This window comes from Bdellovibrionales bacterium (genome assembly GCA_041662785.1).
GTDB lineage: Bacteria > Pseudomonadota > Alphaproteobacteria > UBA9219 > UBA9219 > UBA8914.
In genome coordinates this window covers 15,735-36,839 of the sequence record JBAZRW010000001.1, presented here as the reverse complement: position 1 = coordinate 36,839, position 21,105 = coordinate 15,735, and the positions used below count along the sequence as shown (strand labels likewise).

Below are 21,105 nucleotides of genomic sequence, written 5' to 3'. Positions count from 1 at the left end.
CGTTTTTCTTGGGTTTATGCCAGTAAGCCCTAGAAAAACGAGGTGGGGGGTTATGATGGGTAGCGTGGTTTTTGTAACCCCCTTCCTGAAAAAACTAAGGTGCTATACCAAAAAGCGAATGAAGTGACTCGTAGAGAAAAAACAAACGGGATTCCCGCTTTCGCGGGAATGACGGTGTTTTTATAGCGATATTCCCCTTTAGCGTCATCCCCGCGAAAGCGGGGATCCCGTTTTCTTTTCTTACAAAGGACAATAAACAACAATGGTGCTAATGGATAGAAAACAAAAAATATACTGGATCCCCGCTTTCGCGGGGATGACGGTAGGAAGGCGGAGCGCTAACCCTTAAATTGTCTGAACCCTAAACCCCTAACCCCTGATCCCTTTTATGACCCTTGCCGACTTCATCCATCTTCGCGTGCATTCCGCCTATTCGTTGGCGGAGGGCGCTATTTGCGTGGTGGAAGCCAAAAGCAAGGATGGCCGCCCCACCGCTCGCAAAGACCTGATTAAACTATGCACGCAACAGGCCATGCCCGCCGTTGCGCTGACGGACAAAGGCAATTTGTTTGGCGCGTTGGAATTCGCGATGGCCGCCAGTGGCGCTGGCGTGCAGCCCATCATCGGCTGCCAGTTGGCGGTGGTGAGGCCGGATCAAAAGGATAAGCTTCCGGCGCGGCGCGATCTGTATGACCAGATTGTCTTGCTGGTTCAAAACGAGCTGGGCTATCGCAATCTGTGCGCCCTTGTCACGCAGTCGTTTTTGGTGACGGATCGCCCCGATCCTTATGTGACCGAAGAAGAGCTGGCGCGGCATGCGGGCGGCCTGATCGCGCTGACGGGCGGCATCGATGGCGTGGTGGGGCGGCTTCTTGCGGAAGGGCAGGCCGAGGCCGCGCAGGAAAAGCTGCTGGCGCTGCGCGATTTGTTCTTTGATCGCCTTTATGTTGAAATCACGCGCCATCATGGCGGCGAGGTCGGCGCACGCGAACAGAAAATTGAAAAAGCCTTGATCGATCTGGCCTATCGTCACGACCTACCGCTTGTCGCGACGAACGATGTTTATTTTGGCGACGAGTCGATGATGGACGCGCATGACGCGCTGCTTTGCATTTCGGACAAAAGGCTGGTGGAGGAAGGCAACCGCCGCCGCCTGACCCCCGATCATCGTTTTAAATCTGCTGCCGAAATGCGGGCGCTGTTCGCGGATGTTCCCGAAGCGTGCGACAACACGCTGGTGATCGCAAGGCGCTGCGCTTTTATGCCAGAGCCTCGCCGCCCGATCCTGCCGCCCTTTCCGATGGAGGAAGGCCGGACGGAGGTTGAGGAGCTGACCGCGCAGGCGCAGGAGGGCTTGGCCAAAAGGCTGGATGCGGCGGGCATTACGGATCGCAAGGTTTATGAGGATCGCTTGGCGTTTGAGCTGGACGTGATCATCAACATGGGCTTTCCCGGTTATTTTTTGATCGTGTCCGATTTTATCAAATGGTCGAAGGCAAACGGGATTCCCGTCGGCCCCGGACGCGGCTCTGGCGCGGGGTCGGTGGTCGCGTGGTCGCTGCTTATTACCGATCTTGACCCCATTCGCTTTGGTCTGCTGTTTGAGCGGTTTTTGAATCCTGAACGCGTTTCCATGCCTGACTTCGATATCGATTTTTGCCAAGAACGGCGGGACGAGGTCATCCGCTATGTGCAAGGCAAATACGGCGCGGATCGCGTCGCGCAGATTATCACCTATGGTAAGTTGCAGGCCCGCGCGGTTTTGCGCGATGTCGGACGTGTTTTGGCGATGCCTTATGGCTATGTCGATAAAATCTGCAAGCTTGTGCCGTCCAATCCCGCCAATCCCGTGACGCTTGCGCAGGCGCTGGAGATGGAGCCTCAGTTGGAGGCGATGCGCCAAGAGGATCCCGTTGTGGCGCAGATGATGGATCGTGCCTTGAAGCTGGAAGGGCTTTACCGCAATGCCTCAACCCATGCGGCGGGCGTTGTGATCGGTGATAGGCCTCTGGTTGAGCTTGTGCCACTTTACCGCGATCCTGATGCGACGCTGCCCGCCACGCAATTCAACATGAAGATGGTGGAGACGGCGGGGCTGGTGAAGTTCGATTTTCTCGGCCTGAAGACGCTGGACGTGATCCAAAACGCTGTTGATCTGATTAAGGCCAGCGGCGTTGATTTTGATCTGGCGACCCTTCCTTTGGATGATCCGAAAACCTACGCCCTGATGGCCAAAGGCGACACGATGGGCGTGTTCCAGCTGGAAAGCTCGGGCATGCGCGATGTCCTGCGCCGCATGAAGCCGAACAGGTTTGAGGATATTATCGCGCTTGTTGCTTTGTATCGTCCGGGGCCGATGGATAATATCCCGCGCTATATTAAATGCAAAAACGGTGAGGAAAAGCCCGACTATCTGCATCCGCTGCTTGAGCCGATTTTGAAAGACACCTTCGGCATCATGATTTATCAGGAACAGGTCATGCAGTCCGCGCAGTTTTTGGCGGGCTATAGCCTTGGCGGCGCGGATTTGCTGCGCCGCGCGATGGGTAAGAAAAAGGTCGAGGAGATGGCGGCGCAACGTGCTACCTTTATCGCGGGCGCGGCCAAGAATGGCGTGGATGACAATCAGGCGGGTCGGATCTTTGATCAAATCGACAAATTCGCGGGTTATGGCTTCAATAAGTCGCACGCGGCGGCCTATGCGCTTATCGCGTATCAAACCGCATGGCTCAAGGCTAACCACCCTGTCGCGTTTTACGCGGCGGCGATGAACTTTGAAATGAACGATACCGACAAGCTGGGCGTGTATCGCCAAGAGCTGGCGCGTCACGGCATTGCTTTGTTGCCGCCCGATGTCAATCGCTCGCGTCCTTCGTTTATGCCAGAGGAAACAGCGGGTGGGCGCGGCGCGATCCGTTATGCCTTGGCGGCGATTAAGGGCGTGGGCGCGGCGGCGATGGAAAGCCTGATCGCGGCGCGGGCAGGGGGCAAGCCGTTTGCCGATCTGTTCGATTTTGCCGAGAGGATCGATCCGCGAGTCATCAATCGCAAGCAGATGGAAGGTCTTGCGATGGCGGGCGCGTTCGACTCTCTTCTTAAAAATCGTGCTCAGGTGATTGCGGCCATCGATATTCTGCTCAAGCATTCGCATGTTATGGCCGATGAGAAAAACAGCGGGCAGGCCAACATTTTCGGCTTTATGGAGGCCGCGCCAAGGCCTCCTTTGCCGCCCGCCAAGGCGTGGGATGAATTGCTGCGCCTTCAAAAAGAGTTTCAGGCGCTGGGCTTTTATCTGTCCGCGCATCCGTTGGACAATTATGGCGCTTTGCTGGATCGCCTTGGCGCGGTGGCGTCGGTGTCAGTGGCCTCGCGCAAGCAAACCTCGGCCTCCAGCCGCTTTAAGCTGGCGGGCATCGTGATGGGCAAGCAGGAACGCACCGCGAAGTCGGGCAATCGCTTTGCCTTTGTGCAGGCCTCGGACTCCAGTGGTTCTTATGAGGTGATGGTGTTTGCCGATCTGCTGGCCTCTAGCCGTGAGATGCTGGAAGCGGGGCAGGCGTTGCTGATCGAGGTGGATGCCCAAGGCGGCGGGCAGGGGAGCGCGGAGGGCGGCGGCGAACTGCGCTATCTTGCGCGGCGCTTTGATCGGTTGTCGGAAGTCGCGGCGCGGCTGGCCAAGGGTATTCGCATCAAGCTTTATGAGGGCAGCGCGTTGCCCGAAATCCAAAAGCTTCTGGCCAACGCTCCGGCAGGGCGCGGCAAGGTGGTGCTGTCGCTGGACCTTGAGGACGACGTGGCGGAGATGGAGCTTTCCGGCGCATGGCTCCTCACCGATGCGCTGAAGACCAGCCTGCGGCAGGTCGGCAATGGCCTTGAAGTGCAGGAATGGTAAGGGGCAGTTAGCATTTAGGATTCAGGCTTCAGGATTCAGCATTTAGCTGCCGTAAAGAGATTGTTAACAGATTTTTGCGCCTCACCAAAGTCGGGAAATTCGGTTTTTCCGTTAAATTAGCCAACCGTTAATGGTTTCTGGGATATCCTAGACTAGAGCTAATATCAAATGCTTGATGAAGTGACACACAAAGAAAAAAAGAAAACGGGATCCCCGCTTTCGCGGGGATGACAATAACGGGTTAAATTAAAACATTAATCCCGTCATGCCCGTGAAAACGGGCATCCCGTTTGGTTTCTGTTTCTATAAGTCACTTCTTTGAGATGTCGGTAATAAGTGTCCTTCAGTTAACTTAAGGAGATCGACCATGTTTCGTAAAATTGTTTTTATTGCTTTGCTGTCTTTCCTCGCGCTGTACGTCATGCCTGCCATGGCGAAGACCGTTCCGCCGAAACCTACGGCAGCGCCGGATACCAGCAATCGGCTTTTCCCGCCATCGAATGTGCAGGGTAATGGTGACGCTTGTCCTACAGGAGAGGTTCTCACGTGGACAGGCAAGGGAGTTGCTTGCACGAAAGGTTATTCGACATCGCAAGGGTGTCCTCTTGGAACGTATGCAACAGGTGTTAGTAACGGCAAGACGGTTTGTATGACCTCCATTCAGGGTTGCACCAATCCGACGGTCGGTAGGGGGGTTTGGACATTATATCCCCAAGTCATCATCGACAGTAGCTCTTCGCTAGGTTTGGCGGCGACGCCGTTGGGCTTTGGGCTGGGTGGTTCAAAGAAGACCACAACAACGGTCATTTTGAGGAAAAAGGATTTTCTGGGCTGGGCAGTGAACTGCACCAATAAGCCGCCTGATGGCGCTTATGGGGATGAAGTAAGTCGTGGCACGAGTAACGAAGACACAACATCCATCCCCGGCACGATAAAAACGTTCTAGTCGGGGAGAAGGCTAAAGTTAATAAGGCCTCCTGTCGAAAAGGCAGGGGGCCTTCTTTATGGGCGTTATTTTCCCCTTAAAATATGCAGTCCATTGAAAGATAACAAAAATAAAAATGAAGTGTAGTGCGCATTTTCCCTTGACATAGGGGATATCTCTGTGGTATTGACATCGCTACGCGCAGCTGTGTCCAAAGTCGCCCCCCCGCTTTTACTGCCTTTGGACAGGCTTTGCTCTTTCCCTTGTCTTTTTCGCCCACGTTGTGTAAAACCGCCCCAGCTTGAAGCCAAGGTGGCTTTAGGCATATCGCACATGCGCTGGGTTATCGGGGGGAGACATCCTTCGAAACCATCCGGTGTTCCCGTTGGGAACGCAATCGGCGCATGGAGGCTTAACCGGAAAATGAAAGGCAGATCATGACAGTTCCCGTCGTGTCACTAAAAGAATTGTTCGAAGCTGGCGTCCATTTTGGACACAAAACGCGCAGCTGGAACCCCAAGATGCAATCTTATATTTTTGGCGTGCGTAACGGCATCCATATCATGGATTTGGAGCAATCCGTTCCCATGATGCAGGCCGCTTTGCAGCAGCTTCGCGACACCACGGCCAAGGGTGGCCGCGTGCTGTTCGTCGGCACAAAGCGTCAGGCGCAGGAAAAGGTCGCCGAGACCGCTAAGCGTTGCGGGCAATACTACGTCAATCATCGTTGGCTGGGCGGTATGCTCACCAACTGGAAGACCATTTCGCTGTCGATCAAGCGCCTTCGTGAATTGGATGAAAAGCTGGCCTCGCAGTCGGCCAAGTTCACCAAGAAGGAAACGCTGGAGATGACCCGCCATCGCGACAAGCTAGAGCGCGCTTTGGGTGGCATCAAGGATATGGGCGGCACGCCTGATATCCTATTCGTGATCGATACCTGCAAGGAAGCTTTGGCCATTCAGGAAGCCGTCAAGTTGGGCCTTCCCGTGATCGCGATTGCGGACAGCAACTCTGACCCCACAAACATCACGTTCCCCGTTCCCGGTAACGATGATGCGGCGCGCGCGATTGAGCTTTATTGCGACATGGCGGCGATGGCCGTTTTGGATGGCATTGAGGCCGAAGTTGTTGCCAGCGGTGTGGATGTCGGCGCAGCCGTCGACGTTCCGGCCAGCGAAACGAAGGTCTAAGCGAGAGATCAGGGGGCAGAGTTTAGAGTTCAGGGAAAGGCTTTCCCTGAACCGACTCTTTGACCCTCTGAACTCTGAACTCTGAACTCTGACCCCCATAGGAGAACCCCAATGGCTGACATTACAGCAACGATGGTTAAGGATCTGCGCGAGAGCACGGGCGCGGGCATGATGGATTGTAAAAAGGCTCTGGTCGAAGCGAACGGCGATATGGAAGCCGCGATTGACTGGCTGCGCAAGAAGGGCCTGTCAGCAGCGGCAAAGAAGTCGGGCCGCGTCGCGGCGGAAGGCTTGGTCGCCGTGACCTCGCAAGGCAAAAAAGCTGTTGTTTTGGAAGTTAATGCGGAAACCGATTTTGTCGCGCGTAACGATGCCTTTCAGGCGTTCGCGTCAAACGCGGTGGCCGTGGCGTTGGATGCCGCCGATATTGAGGCGCTTAAGGTCATGCCTTATCCGAACGCTGGCCGTACGGTTCAAGAAGAGCTGACGCAGATTATCGCGACGGTCGGTGAGAACATGAACCTGCGCCGCATGGCGACGCTGTCTGTTTCACAAGGCGTGATCGCTTCCTATGTTCATGGCGCGATTGCCCCGAGCCTTGGCAAGATTGGTGTGCTGGTTGCTTTGGAATCATCTGCGGATGAAGCCGCTTTGGCCGCTTTGGGCAAGCAATTGGCGATGCACGTCGCTGCCGCTCGGCCTGAGGCTTTGAACACGGCAGACGTGGACACCAAGGCTTTGGATCGTGAGCGCAACGTGCTGGCCGATCAGGCGCGTGCTTCGGGCAAGCCCGAAGACATTATCGCCAAGATGGTTGAGGGTCGCCTTCGCAAATACTACGAAGAAGTCGTGTTCATGGAGCAGGTCTACGTCGTCGATGGCGAAACGCGCATCAAGGACGTGATCGCTAAGGCCTCTAAGGATCTGGGGACTGAGGTCAAACTGACGGGTTTTGTCCGTTACCAGCTGGGCGAAGGCATCGAAAAAGCGGCGGACGATTTCGCCGCCGAAGTCGCCAAGATGGCGGGATAAAGATAGAGTTCAGGGATCAGAGTTCATCCGCCTATGCTCTATGAGCTTCGGCGGACAAGGGGTTCAGGGAAAGGGATTGGGGGTTTTAGGCAAGATTATTCTTCCTAACCCTTGTTTCCCCGCCTCTGAACCCTTTTTCTTGCGCCGTCGTTGCCGAAATCGTAGGGTATAATACCAACGGCTATAAATACTGACTCTTATGGAAAGCTTTTTCCTTTAGCGTCATACCGGCGAAGGCCGGTATCCAGTCGCGCCGTGTCCACGGCGCACAAGAGTCTTATGCCGCGCAGACGCGCGGCGCTGGATCCCGCTTTTCAGCGGGATGACGAAAGGGGATTTGTCCGTCCATGTGTCATTAATTATATCCGTTGGTATAAAAAAGTAGAGAAAGGCCAAATCATGTCGTCATGCGAGTGCGAAGAGAAAACAAAAAGCCCAGCCGCTTATAAGCGCGTGCTTTTGAAATTATCGGGCGAGGCCCTGATGGGGGATCGCGAATACGGCCTTGACCCGCAGACGGTCGAGCGTGTCGCCGAGGAAATCAAGGAAGTCGTTGCCGAGGGCGTTGAGGTTTGCGTCGTGATTGGCGGCGGAAACATCTTTCGCGGCGTGTCCGGCGCGGCCAAAGGGATGGATCGCGCCACCGCCGACTATATGGGCATGCTGGCCACGGTCATCAATGCGCTGGCTATGCAAAACGCTTTGGAAAAGATTTCGGTCAGGACCCGCGTCCAGTCCGCTATCCCGATGGCAGCGGTCAGCGAGCCTTACATTCGCCGCCGCGCCATTCGTCATATGCAAAAGGGGCGTGTCGTTATTTTTGCCGCTGGCACGGGTAATCCTTTCTTTACGACGGACTCCGCCGCCGCGCTTCGCGCCTCGGAAATGCAGTGCGATGCGATCCTTAAAGGAACCAAGGTGGATGGCGTCTATAGCGCCGATCCCGTCAAGGTTACGGACGCCACGCGCTATGAGCGTTTGACGTATATGGACGTTTTAGCGCAGGATTTGCAGGTCATGGATACCTCGGCCATTTCGCTGGCGCGGCAAAGCAACATTCCTATCCTTGTCTTTTCGATTTTCGCGCATGGAGCCTTTGCCGACGTCGTGATGGGCAAGGGCCGGTTCACGATCATCACCGATTAAACCAAAAGGAAACCTGTCATGGATTTAGAAAATGTCAAACAACGGATGGACGGCGCAGTAGACGCGCTGCATCGCGAGTTCTCCGGCCTTCGGACGGGTCGGGCGGCTTCCTCAATGCTGGAGCCTATTCACGTTGATGCGTATGGCAGCTTGATGCCCCTTAATCAGGTAGCGACCATCGGTGTGCCAGAGCCGCGCATGCTGTCGGTTCAGGTATGGGACAAGGGTTTGGCCAAGGTTGTTGAGAAAGCCATTCGTGAGTCGGGTCTTGGCCTCAATCCTCAGGCCGAGGGCGCGGTCATTCGCGTTCCTATTCCCGAACTAAGCCAAGAGAGGCGTTTGGAGCTGGTCAAGGTGGCTAATCGCTATACCGAGCAAGCGCGCGTGGCCGTTCGCAATGTTCGCCGCGATGCGATGGATGCGATCAAGAAGCAGGAAAAGGCCAGCGAGATTTCCGAGGACGAGCTGAAAACTCTTGAAGGCAAGGTGCAGCAAGCCACGGATGCCGCGATCAAGAAAATCGATGAGGCTTTTGTTCACAAGGAAAAAGAAATCACGACGATATGATAAAAAAGCTCAAATGCAAAATCCATCGCGCTCGTTTGACCAAGGTGGATATCGAGTATGAAGGCAGCTGCTCGATTGATCGCGCTTTGATGGAGGCGGCGGGGTTGGAGCCTTTTGAGGCGATTAACGTCTGGAACGCCAGCACAGGCGCACGGCTTGAGACGTATGTGATCGAAGCGCCCGCCGGTAGTGGCGAGGTTGGATTGAACGGCGCGGCGGCGCGTGGTGCGGCGGTCGGCGATATCGTTATTTTGGCGGCATGGCGCTGGCAGGAGGAGGGGGCGACCCTTGCGCCTGCCATCGTTTTTGTGGACGATCATAACCGCATCAAGCAGGGATCCTAATCGTGCAAACGGAGGCGAAAAGTGATCGTCCGCTCCACGTCGCCATTATTATGGATGGCAACGGACGCTGGGCTTCTGCGCGCGGCTTGCCGCGTACGATGGGGCATAAGGCTGGGATCGAGGCCTTGCGCCGCACGTTAGAGGCGGCGCGGGGGATGTCGATCAGTTATCTGACCCTGTATAGTTTTTCAGCTGAGAACTGGCAGCGTCCCGTTCCCGAAGTGCGTGATCTGATGGGGCTGCTTCGCTATTATTTGAAAAGCGAGCTGGAGACTTTGCACAAGAACAACATAAGGCTGCGCATTATTGGCGATCGTGGCTATCTGGCGGACGATATCGCTGCGATGATCGTGCAGGCCGAAAACAAGACGGCGGCCAATACGGGCATGACGCTTGTTCTAGCGCTTAGCTATGGCGGGCGGCAGGAAATCGCGGCAGCGGTCAGGGCTTTGGCGCGTAAGGTTGAATCGGGGCTGTTGACGGCTGAAGCCGTAGATGAAAAGCAAATCGCCGCGCATTTGTACACGCATGATATGCCCGATCCCGACGTGGTGATCCGCACCAGTGGTGAAAAGCGCACGTCCAACTTTTTGCTGTGGCAATCGGCTTATGCCGAATATGTGTTTCAAGATGTTTTGTGGCCCGACTATGGCGAGGCGCATTTGGCCGCCGCCCTTGAAGAGTTCGCCATGCGAGAGAGACGGTTCGGGAAGTAGAGGCAGGATTCAGGATTCAGGATTCAGGATTCAGGATTCAGGATTCAGGATTCAGGGAAGGATGACGCAGAGAGGTTTTTTAAACGTTTTTTCCTGTTCTTTTCCTTTAGCGTCATCCCCGCGAAAGCGGGGATCCAGTTTCCTTTTTTTTTTGCAAAGAGTAACAAGCAACCATGGCGCTAACGGATAGACATTTAAAACAAACGGGATTCCCGCTTTCGCGGGAATGACGGAAGGGTGAGAAAAGCGCGGGAATGGCGGAAGTAAGAAAAGCACGAGAAAGCCAAGTCGTTGAGGAAGGTGTAGGGGCGGTTATGTGCTGCCTTAGAAATATAAAGCAGGAAACAAAGGAAGATAAAGCATGACCCCCGCCGCTCGCCTTGCCGCCGTTTGTGAGATTTTGATAACTATCGATGAAACGCCGCGCCCCGCCGACTCGTTGGTGAGCGGCTATTTTCGTGCGCGGCGCTATATTGGCTCTAGCGATCGCGGCGAAATAGCAAAGCTGACTTATGACATTTTGCGCCATCAGGCGCGGCTTAATTGGTGGCTAGATTATCTGGGCCATCCGCAAACCGCCCGCGCCCGCTTTTTGGTTTATCTCAAGCTGCATGAGAAAAAAACCGCAAGCGAGATTGATCGTTTGTGCGATGGATCGAAATACGCGCCCTCGACGCTTTTACAGAATGAAAAGAAACTGATCGCCGACCTTAAGGGGCATACGCTGCTGCATCCTTCCATGCCGCAGACTGTTGTGGGCGAGTGTCCCGCTTGGGCGGCAGAGGGGCTGACGACCCGCTTTGGTAAAACGTTGATGACGGAGCTAGAGGTTTTGCTGCGTCCTGCGCCTTTGGATCTGCGCGTCAATCCGCTGAAGACGACGCGTGAGAAAGCCATCGCGCATTTGCGCCATCTTGATTTGGATGTGGAGGCGACGCCTTATTCGCCCGTGGGCCTGCGCGTGCATAATCGCCCTGCGCTGGGGCAAATTACGATGCTTAAGGACGGCTCGCTTGAAATTCAAGACGAAGGCTCGCAGCTTGTCGCGCTTTTGGTTGATGCTAAGGCGGGCGAGCGCGTTGTGGATTTCTGTGCGGGCGCGGGCGGCAAGACTCTCGCGATTTCGGTAGGGATGCAAAACAAGGGGCGGATTATCGCGTGCGATGTGCTGGCCAATCGCCTGAAACGTAGCGGGGAGCGATTCCGTCGCGCAGGCCTTCATAATATCGAAACGCACCCTTTGACCAGTGAGCGCGATCCGTGGGTTAAGCGTCATAAGGCCGCGTTTGATCGCGTGCTGGTCGATGCGCCGTGCAGCGGGTGCGGAACATGGCGGCGCAACCCTGATGCGCGGTGGAAATCGCTGGGCCCTGGGCTGGAGGCGTTGGTTCCGTTGCAGGCCAGCATTCTTGAAAGCGCCTCGCGCCTTGTCAAAGGCGGCGGGCGGCTGGTCTATGCGACGTGTTCGTTGTTGCCAGAGGAAAACGAAAAGCAGATCGAAAAGTTTTTGGACAATCATCCCGACTTTACGCTTGTGCCTGTGCGGGAATGCGGCGCGGAATTGCCCAACCTGCCCGACACGGGTGATTGCCTATCCTTGACGCCCGCTCAGCATAAAACGGACGGTTTCTTCGCCGCCGTGATGCAGCGGAAGGTTGAGGAAAAGAAGGAAGAGGGGGAATGACCCTTGCCACCGCCCTTGGTCAAATTACCTTAGGCCAAGACTTGCCTGCTGAGGAAGCGCGGGCGGTTTTTGACCAGATTTTTTCTGGCGAGGTGGCGGAAAGCGATATCGCCGCCTTGCTGGTCGCTTTGCGCAGCAAGGGCGAGGCCGTTTCGGAACTTCACGGCGCGGTGGCTTCTATGTGCGCGCATATGAAGGCGCTGGATGCGCCAGAAGGCGCAATCGACATTGTGGGGACGGGGGGCGATGGGCATGGGACGCTGAACGTCTCAACCGCTGCAGCGCTCGTTGTCGCGGGGGCGGGCGTGGTGGTGGCCAAGCATGGCAACCGCGCCGCCAGCAGCCAGTCCGGCTCATCCGATGTCCTTGGCGAGCTGGGCGTTACGCTTGATCCGCCGTGGGAGGTTTTGGAGAGGGCCGTTCATGATATCGGCCTCGTCTTTCTTTATGCGCCGCGCCATCATCCGGCGATGAGTTACGTCGCGCCGGTTCGGCGCAAGCTGGGCGTGCGTACGATTTTCAACCTGCTGGGGCCTTTGACCAATCCAGCGCAGGTGCGACGCCATTTGATCGGCGTGTTTAATCAGGCATGGAGCCAGCCGATGGCGCAGACTTTGGCGGCGATGGGCAGTGAGACGGCATGGATCACGCATGGCGCGGATGGGCTGGATGAAATATCAATCACGGGACTGACCCATGTGACGGCTTTGGAAGGGGGCACTCTTCGCGATTTTGATCTTTCGCCGCGTGAGGCGGGCGTGCCGCTGGCTAGCCTTAGCGAGATTCAAGGCGGCGACGCGAAGGCCAATGCCGCCGCGATCCATCGTTTGCTGGCGGGCGAGACGGGGGCGTACCGCGACATTGTCCTGATGAACGCTGGTGCAGCTTTGGTGATTGCGGAAAAGGCCAAGGACATTCAAACGGGCGTGGTGCTTGCCGCTGCGTCTATTGATTCTGGCTCGGCGAAGGATAAGCTCGCGCAGCTGGTGCGGATGACAAGCGGGGGGTAGGGGGCAGAGTTCAGAGTTCAGAGTAGGATGTTGCTTAACATTTTTCCCTTCGCGTCATCCCGCACAGCGGATGGCGCGAAGGCGCCAGACGCGAAGATGCGGGATCCAGTTTGTTTTCTTCTTTTTAAAAAGAAAACGGGATCCCCGCTTTTGCGGGGATGACAGAAGAAAGAAAAGAAGAAAAAAGCGTGGCGATGACGGAAGAGGTGAGCGCTATAACATTTCGGAAGTGAAAGGGAGCGAACGATGACAGTGAATTTTTCTGACAATCATTCTGGTTTTTTAAACGCCAATTTGCGGACGCGCGTTTTGTCCGCGCTGGTGATGGCGCCACTTGCGCTGGGCGCTGTTTGGCTTGGCGGATGGGTTTTTGCCCTTGTGGTTTTGGCGGCCATGGCCATCAGCTTTTGGGAGTGGCTGGGGCTGACCGCGCCGCGCTTTACCTTACGGGGTAGGGTGGTGGCCTTTGCCGCGCTGGCGTTCGTGTTCCTTGTGGCGGGTCTTGTCGATGCAGGGTTGGCTGCCGCTTTGTCGATTGGCGTGGCTGTTGTTCTGGCCTTCTATGATGGGGAGCAGGGGGCGCTTACGCCGCGCCTGACAGGGAATGCCCTTTGGGTTGCCTTGGGCATTCCTTATCTGGCGCTTAGCGGATTGTCTCTCATCCTCTTGCGGAACGATGACTCCTATGGCCTTGCTTCCGTTGTCTATTTGCTGGTTGTTGTGTGGGGGACGGATATTGGCGGCTATCTTGCCGGAAGGCTTATCGGCGGCCCCAAACTTTTGCCGCAAATCAGTCCCAAGAAGACATGGGCGGGCCTTATCGGTGGCATGGCTTTGGCCACCGTTTTGGGCTACGCTTGCGAAAGGGGATTCGGGTTCCATCCGACCCTTAGCGGGATCTTGCTTGCCCCTGCTTTGGCGGTTATCGCGCAGGCGGGGGATTTCTTTGAGTCATGGGCTAAAAGGCGCGCTGGCGCGAAGGATAGCGGTACGCTGATCCCCGGCCATGGCGGCCTGTTGGATCGTATCGATGGTTTGTTGTTCGCGGCGATGGCTTTGGCGGCGTTCAGTTTTGGTGATTAAGGGAGAGAGTTTGTTATGGTTGAGAAAAGACGCGTCGCGATTTTAGGATCAACGGGATCGGTGGGCACGCAGACGATTGATTTGATTGCCCGTGAGCCAGAGAAGTATCAGGTCGTCGCGCTGACGGCGCACCGCAACGTCAAAAGGCTGGCCGAGCAAGCGCATGCGCTAAAGCCGGAGCTGATCGTCATCGCGGATGAGTCCCAGTACGGCGAGATGAAAGAGGCCGTGGCCGATTTAAAGGTTGAGGTTGCGGCGGGCGCGGATGCCGTGACGGCGGCGGCCCAGATGGATAGCGATTGGGTTATGGCGGCGATTGTCGGCGCGGCGGGTTTGCCGTCTACCATCGCGGCGGCCAAGCGCGGCGCGAAGCTGGCCTTTGCGAATAAGGAAACGCTGGTTTGCGCGGGCCCCCTTATGATGGATTTGGTGGCCAAGCACAACTGCACGCTTTTGCCCGTAGATAGCGAACATAACGCGATTTATCAGGTTTTTGATGAACAGCACCGTGAGGGAATCTCTCACCTGATTATCACGGCGTCGGGCGGGCCTTTTCGCACGTTCACGCGTGAGCAAATGGCGGTTGTTACGCCCGAACAAGCGGGCAAGCATCCCGTGTGGAACATGGGCGCGAAGATTTCCATCGACAGCGCCTCGCTGATGAACAAGGCGCTGGAAGTGATTGAGGCGGCCTTTCTGTTTCAGATGCCATCCGAGAAGATTGAGGTGCTGGTGCATCCGCAGTCCGTCATTCATTCGATGGTCGCATATAAGGACGGCTCGACCCTCGCGCAGCTGGGCACGCCCGATATGCGGATTCCTATCGGCTATTGCCTTGCATGGCCCGACCGGATGGAGACGCCTGCCGCCAAGCTGGATTTGGAGAAGATTGGCCAGCTGACGTTCGAAGCACCTGACCCTGTCAAGTTCCCGACGCTCCGGCTTGGGCGTGAGGCGATGGCGATGGGTGGAACCGCCCCAGCCGTGTTGAACGCGGCGAATGAGGTTGCGGTGCAGGCGTTCCTTGATGGGAAGATCGGCTTTTTGGATATTGCCGTGATTATCGAAGAAACGCTGGCCCATGTCGGCGCGGCGGCCCTGACGGATTTGGACGTTTTGGCGCAAGCCGATGACGCCGCGCGCAGGTTTGCGGGGGAATGCGTGGATGCTGGAGGGAAGTAAGGGGGGGGGAGGGACGGTGATGTTGTTTGGAGAGCGCCACTCTCTCCTTTAGCGTCATCCCGCTGAAAAGCGGGATCCAGCGGCGAGCGTCCGCGAGCCGTGTGAGTCTTGACTCTTGTGCCGCGTGGACACGCGGCGCTGGATACCGGCTTTCGCCGGTATGACGGTTGGATGGATCGTCTTATTGTGATACTACTTATGTTCTGATTAATAGACGTTAATGAAAATACGGAAATCAACTTGAACAAAGGATGTTCACTTATGAAGCTTTCACAAATTGTTTTGATCGTTGCGCTTTCTGCCGTAACGGCCTTTGCCGTTGGGAAGTACACCACGCACGCCGAGCGGACCGCAACTGCTGGGGAAACGGCTTTTGATCGAGTCACGCGGACGAATACATTGCGGTGCGGATATGCCACCGCTACGCCGTGGTTTATGACGGATCCCACCACGAAAAAACATTACGGGGTTGGGTACGAGATCACGAATGCCGTGGCTGACAAAATTGGTCTTAAAGTTGATTGGGTGGAAGAAACAGATTGGGGCCTTGCTGAACAGGGTCTAATTACTAATCGATATGATATGCTGTGCGGCAGTGTTTGCATTGACCCTAAGCGAGCACGCGTTGCAACCTTTTCGACACCTTTTCTACATATCCCTGTTTTGGCCACGGTTCGTGAGGGGGATCATCGTTTTGATGCAAGTTTAAAAAGCATGAATGACCCGAGCGTAAGAATTGGGGTTAAGAATGGTCATATTTTCGAGTTTATTGCTAATGAGCAGTTCCCTCTTGCCCAAAAAGTTTATGCCAATAATCTTTCTGATGATGGCGAGTTTCTTCAAATGCTCAAGTTTAATAAAATTGACGTTGCCTTTTCTGGACAGACGACGATAGATGCTTTCAATGAAAAAAATCCTGAAGGCAAGACCCGTTCCCTTGACGAGCCTGTTCGTTTTTGTAATGGCGCGTTTATGCTTCCCTTGGGAGACGAGCGTTTAAAGAATGTTGTCGACAATGCAATTGGTGAAATTAACAGCAGCGGTTTGATCAAAACTATTCTTAACAAGTTTGTTAAGGATGACCCGCGTTATGTTCGCACCCCAGCCTTGTTGTTTCGTAATAAGTGATCAAGACAAAACCTAAGGCTTTAAAGGAAAGAAAACGATGGATACTATGTTAGCGGCGGCTCTTTCGGCAGCGCACACGATCATTCCTTTTTTGATCGTTCTTAGCGTTGTTGTGTTCGTGCATGAGTTCGGCCACTTTTGGGTGGCGCGGCGGTGCGGCGTGAAGATCGAAACATTCTCGATTGGCTTTGGCCCTGAGATTTTCGGATGGAACGATAAGCGCGGCACGCACTGGCGTGTGGCGTGGTTGCCTTTGGGCGGCTATGTGAAAATGTTTGGTGACGCTGATCCTTCCAGCTTTGGCACTTCGGAGGGAGCTGCGCAGATGACGGATGTTGACAAGAAGATCGCGTTTTTCTCGCAGCCTGTGCGCAAGCGCTTTGCGATTGTAGCGGCGGGGCCGGCTTCGAATTATCTTTTTGCCGTGGTGGTTTTGGCGGGGCTGTTCTTGGTGAACGGTCAGCCCTATACCGCGACAACGGTGGCCAGTGTGGTCGAAGGTAGCGTGGCGGCAACGGCGGGGCTTTTGCCCAAAGACAAGGTCTTGTCCATCGATGGCAGCGCCATGAACAGCTTTGAAGATATTCGCCGTACGGTTTCTTTGAATGCTGGTACGCCGATGCGCATCGTTTTTGAGCGTGATGGCAAGACGATGGACGTGACCGCCACGCCAGAGGTTTTGACCACCATTGACCGGTTGGGCATGGAACATAAACAAGGTCGCCTTGGTATTGTTTCAACGGAAAATGCGTTTCGCAAGCTGGGGCCTATCGCCGCGATTCGGGAATCAGGCGTTGAAATCTGGAACATTACCGCCGGAACCCTTCAAGGTGTTGGCCAAATGATCATCGGCGTGCGTGGTGCCGAGGAGCTGGGAGGGCCCTTACGCATCGCTGAAATGTCGGGAAAAGTCGCCAAAGACGGCATTTTCGCGCTTTTTTGGTTTATCGTTGTGATCTCGGTCAATTTGGGGCTTATTAACCTCTTCCCGATCCCCTTGCTTGATGGGGGGCATCTGATGTTCTATGGTATCGAGGCGCTAAGGGGCCGTCCGCTTAGCGATCGGGTGCAAGAGTACGGTGCGCGCCTTGGCGCGGGTCTTGTGCTTAGTCTGATGCTTTTTGCGACGTGGAATGATCTGGTTCATTTGCGCGTCGTGTCCTATCTTCGCGATTTGATTTCTTGAGTGGTCATGCAAAACAAACCTCGCCTTCTTAGCACAACAGTTCTTTCAGCTCTTTCGGTTGTAGGGCTGCTGGCCTTTCCGACTGTGACGCGGGCGCAAAGCGTTGCCGCTGCGCCGATCATGGCGGTCGAGCAGACGGCCGAGGATATGTCCGCGCCGATCATTAGTGAAATTCGGATCGAAGGTGCGCAGCGCCTTGAAAAGGAAACGGTGTCATCTTATTTGACGCTGGCCGTAGGCGACCGCGCCGATGAAGAAAAGATGGATGCCTCGTTAAAGGCTTTATACGCCACAGGCCTTTTTGCCGATGTGGCGCTGACGATGGATGGCGAGGCGTTGGTTCTTCACCTTGTCGAAAACCCCATCGTAAACAGGATCTCGTTTGAGGGCAGTGATGCGATCTCGAAAGAGGATTTGGAAAAGGAAGTCCAGCTTCAGCCGCGTTTAGTCTATACCTTGCCGAAAGTGCAAAAGGACGTCGCGCGTTTGCTGGAGCTGTATCGTCGCCAAGGCCGCTTTGCCGCGACGGTTGACCCCAAAATTGTCAAGCTGGATCAAAACCGCGTCGATGTGATCTTTGAAATTGCCGAGGGCAAGCATACGGGCGTTCGCCGCATCAAGTTTGTCGGCAACGATCATTATGACGAAAGCAAGTTGCGTGGCGCGATCAACACGCAGGAAAGCGCGTGGTGGAAGTTCTTTTCGTCCTCCGATTTTTATGATCCCGACCGCACTAATTATGATCGCGAGCTTTTGCGCCGGTTTTATTTGAATGAAGGCTATGTTGATTTCCGCGTCGTGTCGGCGGTGGCCGAGATGACCCCCGACCGCGCTGACTTCTTCCTGACCTTTACGGTGGATGAAGGCCCTCGCTACAAGTTTGGCAAGATTTTGATCAAAAGCGATATTAAGGGGCTGGACGGCGAAACCTTGCGTGAGGATGTGCTGACGAAAGAAGGCGATTGGTACAACGCTGATCTGGCGGAAAAGACCATTGCTAAGCTGACGGCGGTGCTGGGCGACAAACAATACGCCTTTGTCGATATTGCGCCTGAGCCGGATAAGAAGACCGATGAGAAGGTCGTCAACCTGACCTATCATATCAAGCCGGGTGAGCGCGTTTACATTGGCCGCATCAATATAGAAGGCAACACGCGCACGCTGGATAAAGTTGTACGCCGTGAAATGCAGGTGGCCGAAGGCGATCCGTTCAGCACGTCGAAGATTAAGCGATCCGAGCAAAAGATTAAAGATCTGGGCTTTTTTGAGGATGTTAAGGTCACGCCGGCGGCAGGCGCTCAACCCGATCGTTCGGATATCAAGGTCGAGGTTAAGGAAAAATCGACGGGCGAGATTTCGATGGGCGCGGGCTTTTCCTCGACCGATGGGCCTTTGGGCGATTTCAGCATCCGCGAGCGCAACTTCCTTGGCAAGGGACAGGACGCTCGTTTGGGCGCGACCATTTCAGGTGTGACCAAACAGTTTGATTTCAGTTTTACAGAGCCATACTTCCTTGATCGCGATCTATCAGCGGGCATCGATATTTTCCATGTGCGCAGCGATCAACAGAAGCAAAGCGCCTATAACGAAGTCAATACGGGCTTTAGTTTGCGCATGGGCTATCCCCTGTCCGAACGGCTGCGCCAAATGTTGAGCTATACCTTGCGCACTGACGAGATTAGCGATGTGTCTTCGACGGCATCGCGTTTCATACGCGATCAGGTTGGGGAAAGCATGACCTCAATGGTGTCACAAGAGCTGACCTATGACGCGCGTGACAGCAAGCTGGAGCCTACGGAAGGCTTTATGACCAAGCTGAAAACCGATTTGGCGGGTGCTGGCGGCGACCGGAAATATTTCCGCGCTCGTTTGACTAGCGCGCAGTATTATTCGCCGTTTGAGAAAATTGTTTTTGGCGCAACGGCGGAAGTCGGTGTGATCGAGGGCTTTGGGCAGGATGTGCATATCAATGATCGCTTCTTCCTTGGCGGCGATACGCTGCGCGGGTTTGCTTATGCGGGCATTGGCTCTCGCGATTTGACGTCAGGCGCGAACGACGCTTTGGGCGGCAACAGCTTTGCCAGCGGCTCGCTAGAGATGACGTTCCCGACCTTTATGCCAGAGGATCTTGGCTTTAAGGGGCATCTGTTCGTGGATGGCGGCTTGTTGGGCAAGAATGACGAAACGCCACTTCCCACCGAATTGTTTATGTCGGATCAGAGTCTTCGTGGCAGTGTCGGCGTTGGCGTTTCATGGCAGTCGCCCTTTGGCCTCGTTCGGCTTGACTATGCCCAGCCTGTCTTGAAAGAATCGTACGACAAGGTTGAGCATATCCACTTTAGCTTCGGTACGAGGTTCTGATGAACCCACTGCGCCTTTTCCTGTTGGCGTTTATGCTGCTGGGGGTTTTGCCTATAGCCCCTTCGCAGGCCGCAGGCGGCATCGCGATTGTCGATGTGCAGCGGTTGCTTCAGGCGGCCAGCTCGGCCAAAAGCGTGCAGCAGCAACTGGAAACTCAGCGTTCCAAGTTCCAGACCGAGATTGCGGCGGAAGAAGCGGATTTGCGCGAGGCCGAGCAAAAGTTGGCCAAAACGGGTGAGGCAGGCAAGACCGAAGCCTATGACGAGCAAGAGCAAAAGCTGCAGCAGCGCTTTTTGACCGTTGAGCGTCAGGTGCAGGCGCGGCGCAAGGCGCTGGATCAAGCGCTTACGGACTCCATGAACGTGGTGCGGAAAAACTTGATCGATATTGTCTCGCAGGTGTCGAAAGAAAAGGGCATCACGCTGGCGATTGTCAAGCAGCAGGTGATTTGGAACGATTCCGCTATCGACATCACGGACGAGGTTCTGACGCGGCTGGATAAGGTCTTACCGCATGTGGCCGTCACCATTGCGCCGGATGAGGCGGGGATGGAAAACGAGAAACCTGTTGCGCTTAAGCGCCCACCCGTGCCGAAGGCAACCAAGAAGAAGTAGGAGCTACCCCTATGAAACTTTCACACGTTGTTTTGATTGTCGCGCTTTCTGTGGTGACGACGCTTGCAGTCGGTAAATACACGGGGCTAAGCGGTGGCGCGGGGCATATCGCGGCTGCCAAGGAGTCCGCGTATGATCGCGTGATGCGTACGGGAACACTTCGGTGCGGGTATTTTTTCTATCCAAAGTTCTTTGAAAAAGACGTTAACACGGGAAAGCTCTCAGGTTTTTATTATGATCTTGTTGAAGAAATTGGCCGCCGATTAAGCCTTAAGATCGACTGGACGGAAGAAGTTGGTATGGCCAATGCGTTTGAGGGTCTCAAAAGCAATCGATATGATGCTGTATGTGTGCCGTTTACTATGACGCCTAATCGTGCGCGAGAAACGGAGTTTACGCAACCTGTGATGATGGCTCCTTATTTTGCCTATGTCCGCGCTGATGACACGCGCTTTGATCATAATTTAAAGGCTATCAACGATCCTTTGATTAAAGTTGCCTTTTTAGAGGGAGAGTTGTCGCAGACAGTCAGGAACGAAGATTTTCCGAAATCCCAAGCTGTATCCTTGCCAAATATGACGGATGTCTCTCAAGTCTTGCTTCAGGTTGAAATGGGCAAGGCGGATGTGGCTTTTACCGAACCTTCGACGGCTGAGCCTTTTTTGACGATGAATCCGGGGAAACTAAAGCGCGTGGATGCTCCCTCTATACGGATGCAGGCAGTTGGCCTTGATGTTGGAGTGGGCGAGGAAAAGCTAAAGGCTTTGTTGAATACCACGATCCAGTCGTTGCACAGCACGGGCTTTATCGAACGCTTGTTTATCAAGAGCGAAAAGGATAAGGATTTCTATTATCTTCCAACGCAACCTTGGCGGCGCGTGGAGTAGGGGGCAAAATGATTCCGTCATCCCCGCGAAGGCGGGGATCCAGCGGCGAGCGATAGCGAGCGTATGAGTAAAAAAAGAAAAACAAGCGCTGTTGTAACGTTTTTTTGAGTCTTATGCCGCGCCGCAGACGCGGCGCAGCTGGATCCCCGCCTTCGCGG

Annotated in this window: 17 protein-coding genes; all 17 read left to right on the top strand. The window is 55.0% G+C overall.

All coding sequences use genetic code 11. From position 1 onward, the window contains the following. The first annotated feature begins 388 nt into the window (after positions 1-388). Positions 389-3,892 (top strand): DNA polymerase III subunit alpha, encoded by a 3,504-nt coding sequence (gene dnaE, locus WC612_00160; GenBank protein MFA6279193.1) that lies wholly within the window; start codon positions 389-391, stop codon positions 3,890-3,892. 367 nt (positions 3,893-4,259) lie between these two features. Continuing rightward, positions 4,260-4,838 (top strand): hypothetical protein, encoded by a 579-nt coding sequence (locus tag WC612_00155; GenBank protein MFA6279192.1) that lies wholly within the window; start codon positions 4,260-4,262, stop codon positions 4,836-4,838. Between the two features lie 416 nt (positions 4,839-5,254). Beyond that, positions 5,255-6,007, top strand: a complete 753-nt coding sequence (gene rpsB / locus WC612_00150) for a 30S ribosomal protein S2 (GenBank protein MFA6279191.1) — start codon at positions 5,255-5,257, stop codon at positions 6,005-6,007. Between the two features lie 111 nt (positions 6,008-6,118). Then, entirely contained in the window at positions 6,119-7,039 is a 921-nt protein-coding gene (gene tsf, locus WC612_00145; protein MFA6279190.1) for a translation elongation factor Ts, read from the top strand. Between the two features lie 399 nt (positions 7,040-7,438). Then, complete coding sequence (gene pyrH / locus WC612_00140; GenBank protein MFA6279189.1) at positions 7,439-8,185, top strand: UMP kinase; 747 nt, start codon at positions 7,439-7,441, stop codon at positions 8,183-8,185. Positions 8,186-8,203: 18 nt separating this feature from the next. Then, positions 8,204-8,752, top strand: coding sequence for a ribosome recycling factor (gene frr / locus WC612_00135; GenBank protein MFA6279188.1), 549 nt, complete (start codon positions 8,204-8,206; stop codon positions 8,750-8,752). Next, positions 8,749-9,096 carry an aspartate 1-decarboxylase gene (gene panD, locus WC612_00130; GenBank protein ID MFA6279187.1) on the top strand — a complete coding sequence of 116 codons (348 nt, stop codon included), beginning with the start codon at positions 8,749-8,751 and terminating at the stop codon, positions 9,094-9,096. Before frr ends, panD begins: the two co-directional genes overlap by 4 nt. Positions 9,097-9,098: 2 nt before the next feature. Continuing rightward, positions 9,099-9,812: an isoprenyl transferase gene (locus WC612_00125; protein MFA6279186.1), complete on the top strand. Its 714-nt coding sequence runs from the start codon at positions 9,099-9,101 to the stop codon at positions 9,810-9,812. A gap of 361 nt (positions 9,813-10,173) precedes the next feature. Continuing rightward, on the top strand, positions 10,174-11,496 hold the full coding sequence (locus WC612_00120; protein MFA6279185.1) for an RsmB/NOP family class I SAM-dependent RNA methyltransferase: 1,323 nt from the start codon (positions 10,174-10,176) through the stop codon (positions 11,494-11,496). Continuing rightward, positions 11,493-12,506, top strand: a complete 1,014-nt coding sequence (trpD, locus tag WC612_00115; protein MFA6279184.1) for an anthranilate phosphoribosyltransferase — start codon at positions 11,493-11,495, stop codon at positions 12,504-12,506. The genes WC612_00120 and trpD overlap by 4 nt, the downstream gene beginning before the upstream one ends. A 246-nt stretch (positions 12,507-12,752) precedes the next feature. After that, positions 12,753-13,589 (top strand): phosphatidate cytidylyltransferase, encoded by an 837-nt coding sequence (locus tag WC612_00110; GenBank protein ID MFA6279183.1) that lies wholly within the window; start codon positions 12,753-12,755, stop codon positions 13,587-13,589. Between the two features lie 15 nt (positions 13,590-13,604). Continuing rightward, on the top strand, positions 13,605-14,771 hold the full coding sequence (locus tag WC612_00105) for a 1-deoxy-D-xylulose-5-phosphate reductoisomerase (GenBank protein MFA6279182.1): 1,167 nt from the start codon (positions 13,605-13,607) through the stop codon (positions 14,769-14,771). A gap of 261 nt (positions 14,772-15,032) precedes the next feature. After that, positions 15,033-15,899, top strand: a complete 867-nt coding sequence (locus WC612_00100) for a transporter substrate-binding domain-containing protein (protein MFA6279181.1) — start codon at positions 15,033-15,035, stop codon at positions 15,897-15,899. Positions 15,900-15,936: 37 nt separating this feature from the next. Continuing rightward, positions 15,937-17,085, top strand: coding sequence for an RIP metalloprotease RseP (gene rseP / locus WC612_00095; protein ID MFA6279180.1), 1,149 nt, complete (start codon positions 15,937-15,939; stop codon positions 17,083-17,085). Positions 17,086-17,091: 6 nt separating this feature from the next. Further along, positions 17,092-19,446 (top strand): outer membrane protein assembly factor BamA, encoded by a 2,355-nt coding sequence (gene bamA / locus WC612_00090; protein ID MFA6279179.1) that lies wholly within the window; start codon positions 17,092-17,094, stop codon positions 19,444-19,446. Further along, on the top strand, positions 19,446-20,060 hold the full coding sequence (locus tag WC612_00085) for an OmpH family outer membrane protein (GenBank protein ID MFA6279178.1): 615 nt from the start codon (positions 19,446-19,448) through the stop codon (positions 20,058-20,060). Before bamA ends, WC612_00085 begins: the two co-directional genes overlap by 1 nt. Positions 20,061-20,071: 11 nt before the next feature. Further along, positions 20,072-20,947, top strand: a complete 876-nt coding sequence (locus WC612_00080) for a transporter substrate-binding domain-containing protein (GenBank protein ID MFA6279177.1) — start codon at positions 20,072-20,074, stop codon at positions 20,945-20,947. The last annotated feature ends 158 nt before the right edge of the window (positions 20,948-21,105 follow it).

What these genes read in the sequence shown, in the direction of transcription:
- dnaE (MFA6279193.1), top strand. Translation starts at nt 389, where the DNA reads ATGACCCTTGCCGACTTCATCCATCTTCGCGTGCATTCCGCCTATTCG.
- frr (MFA6279188.1), top strand. Translation starts at nt 8,204, where the DNA reads ATGGATTTAGAAAATGTCAAACAACGGATGGACGGCGCAGTAGACGCG.
- WC612_00105 (MFA6279182.1), top strand. Translation starts at nt 13,605, where the DNA reads ATGGTTGAGAAAAGACGCGTCGCGATTTTAGGATCAACGGGATCGGTG.
- trpD (MFA6279184.1), top strand. Translation starts at nt 11,493, where the DNA reads ATGACCCTTGCCACCGCCCTTGGTCAAATTACCTTAGGCCAAGACTTG.
- WC612_00110 (MFA6279183.1), top strand. Translation starts at nt 12,753, where the DNA reads ATGACAGTGAATTTTTCTGACAATCATTCTGGTTTTTTAAACGCCAAT.
- WC612_00120 (MFA6279185.1), top strand. Translation starts at nt 10,174, where the DNA reads ATGACCCCCGCCGCTCGCCTTGCCGCCGTTTGTGAGATTTTGATAACT.
- rpsB (MFA6279191.1), top strand. Translation starts at nt 5,255, where the DNA reads ATGACAGTTCCCGTCGTGTCACTAAAAGAATTGTTCGAAGCTGGCGTC.
- WC612_00155 (MFA6279192.1), top strand. Translation starts at nt 4,260, where the DNA reads ATGTTTCGTAAAATTGTTTTTATTGCTTTGCTGTCTTTCCTCGCGCTG.
- rseP (MFA6279180.1), top strand. Translation starts at nt 15,937, where the DNA reads ATGGATACTATGTTAGCGGCGGCTCTTTCGGCAGCGCACACGATCATT.
- WC612_00100 (MFA6279181.1), top strand. Translation starts at nt 15,033, where the DNA reads ATGAAGCTTTCACAAATTGTTTTGATCGTTGCGCTTTCTGCCGTAACG.
- panD (MFA6279187.1), top strand. Translation starts at nt 8,749, where the DNA reads ATGATAAAAAAGCTCAAATGCAAAATCCATCGCGCTCGTTTGACCAAG.
- tsf (MFA6279190.1), top strand. Translation starts at nt 6,119, where the DNA reads ATGGCTGACATTACAGCAACGATGGTTAAGGATCTGCGCGAGAGCACG.
- pyrH (MFA6279189.1), top strand. Translation starts at nt 7,439, where the DNA reads ATGTCGTCATGCGAGTGCGAAGAGAAAACAAAAAGCCCAGCCGCTTAT.
- WC612_00080 (MFA6279177.1), top strand. Translation starts at nt 20,072, where the DNA reads ATGAAACTTTCACACGTTGTTTTGATTGTCGCGCTTTCTGTGGTGACG.
- bamA (MFA6279179.1), top strand. Translation starts at nt 17,092, where the DNA reads ATGCAAAACAAACCTCGCCTTCTTAGCACAACAGTTCTTTCAGCTCTT.
- WC612_00085 (MFA6279178.1), top strand. Translation starts at nt 19,446, where the DNA reads ATGAACCCACTGCGCCTTTTCCTGTTGGCGTTTATGCTGCTGGGGGTT.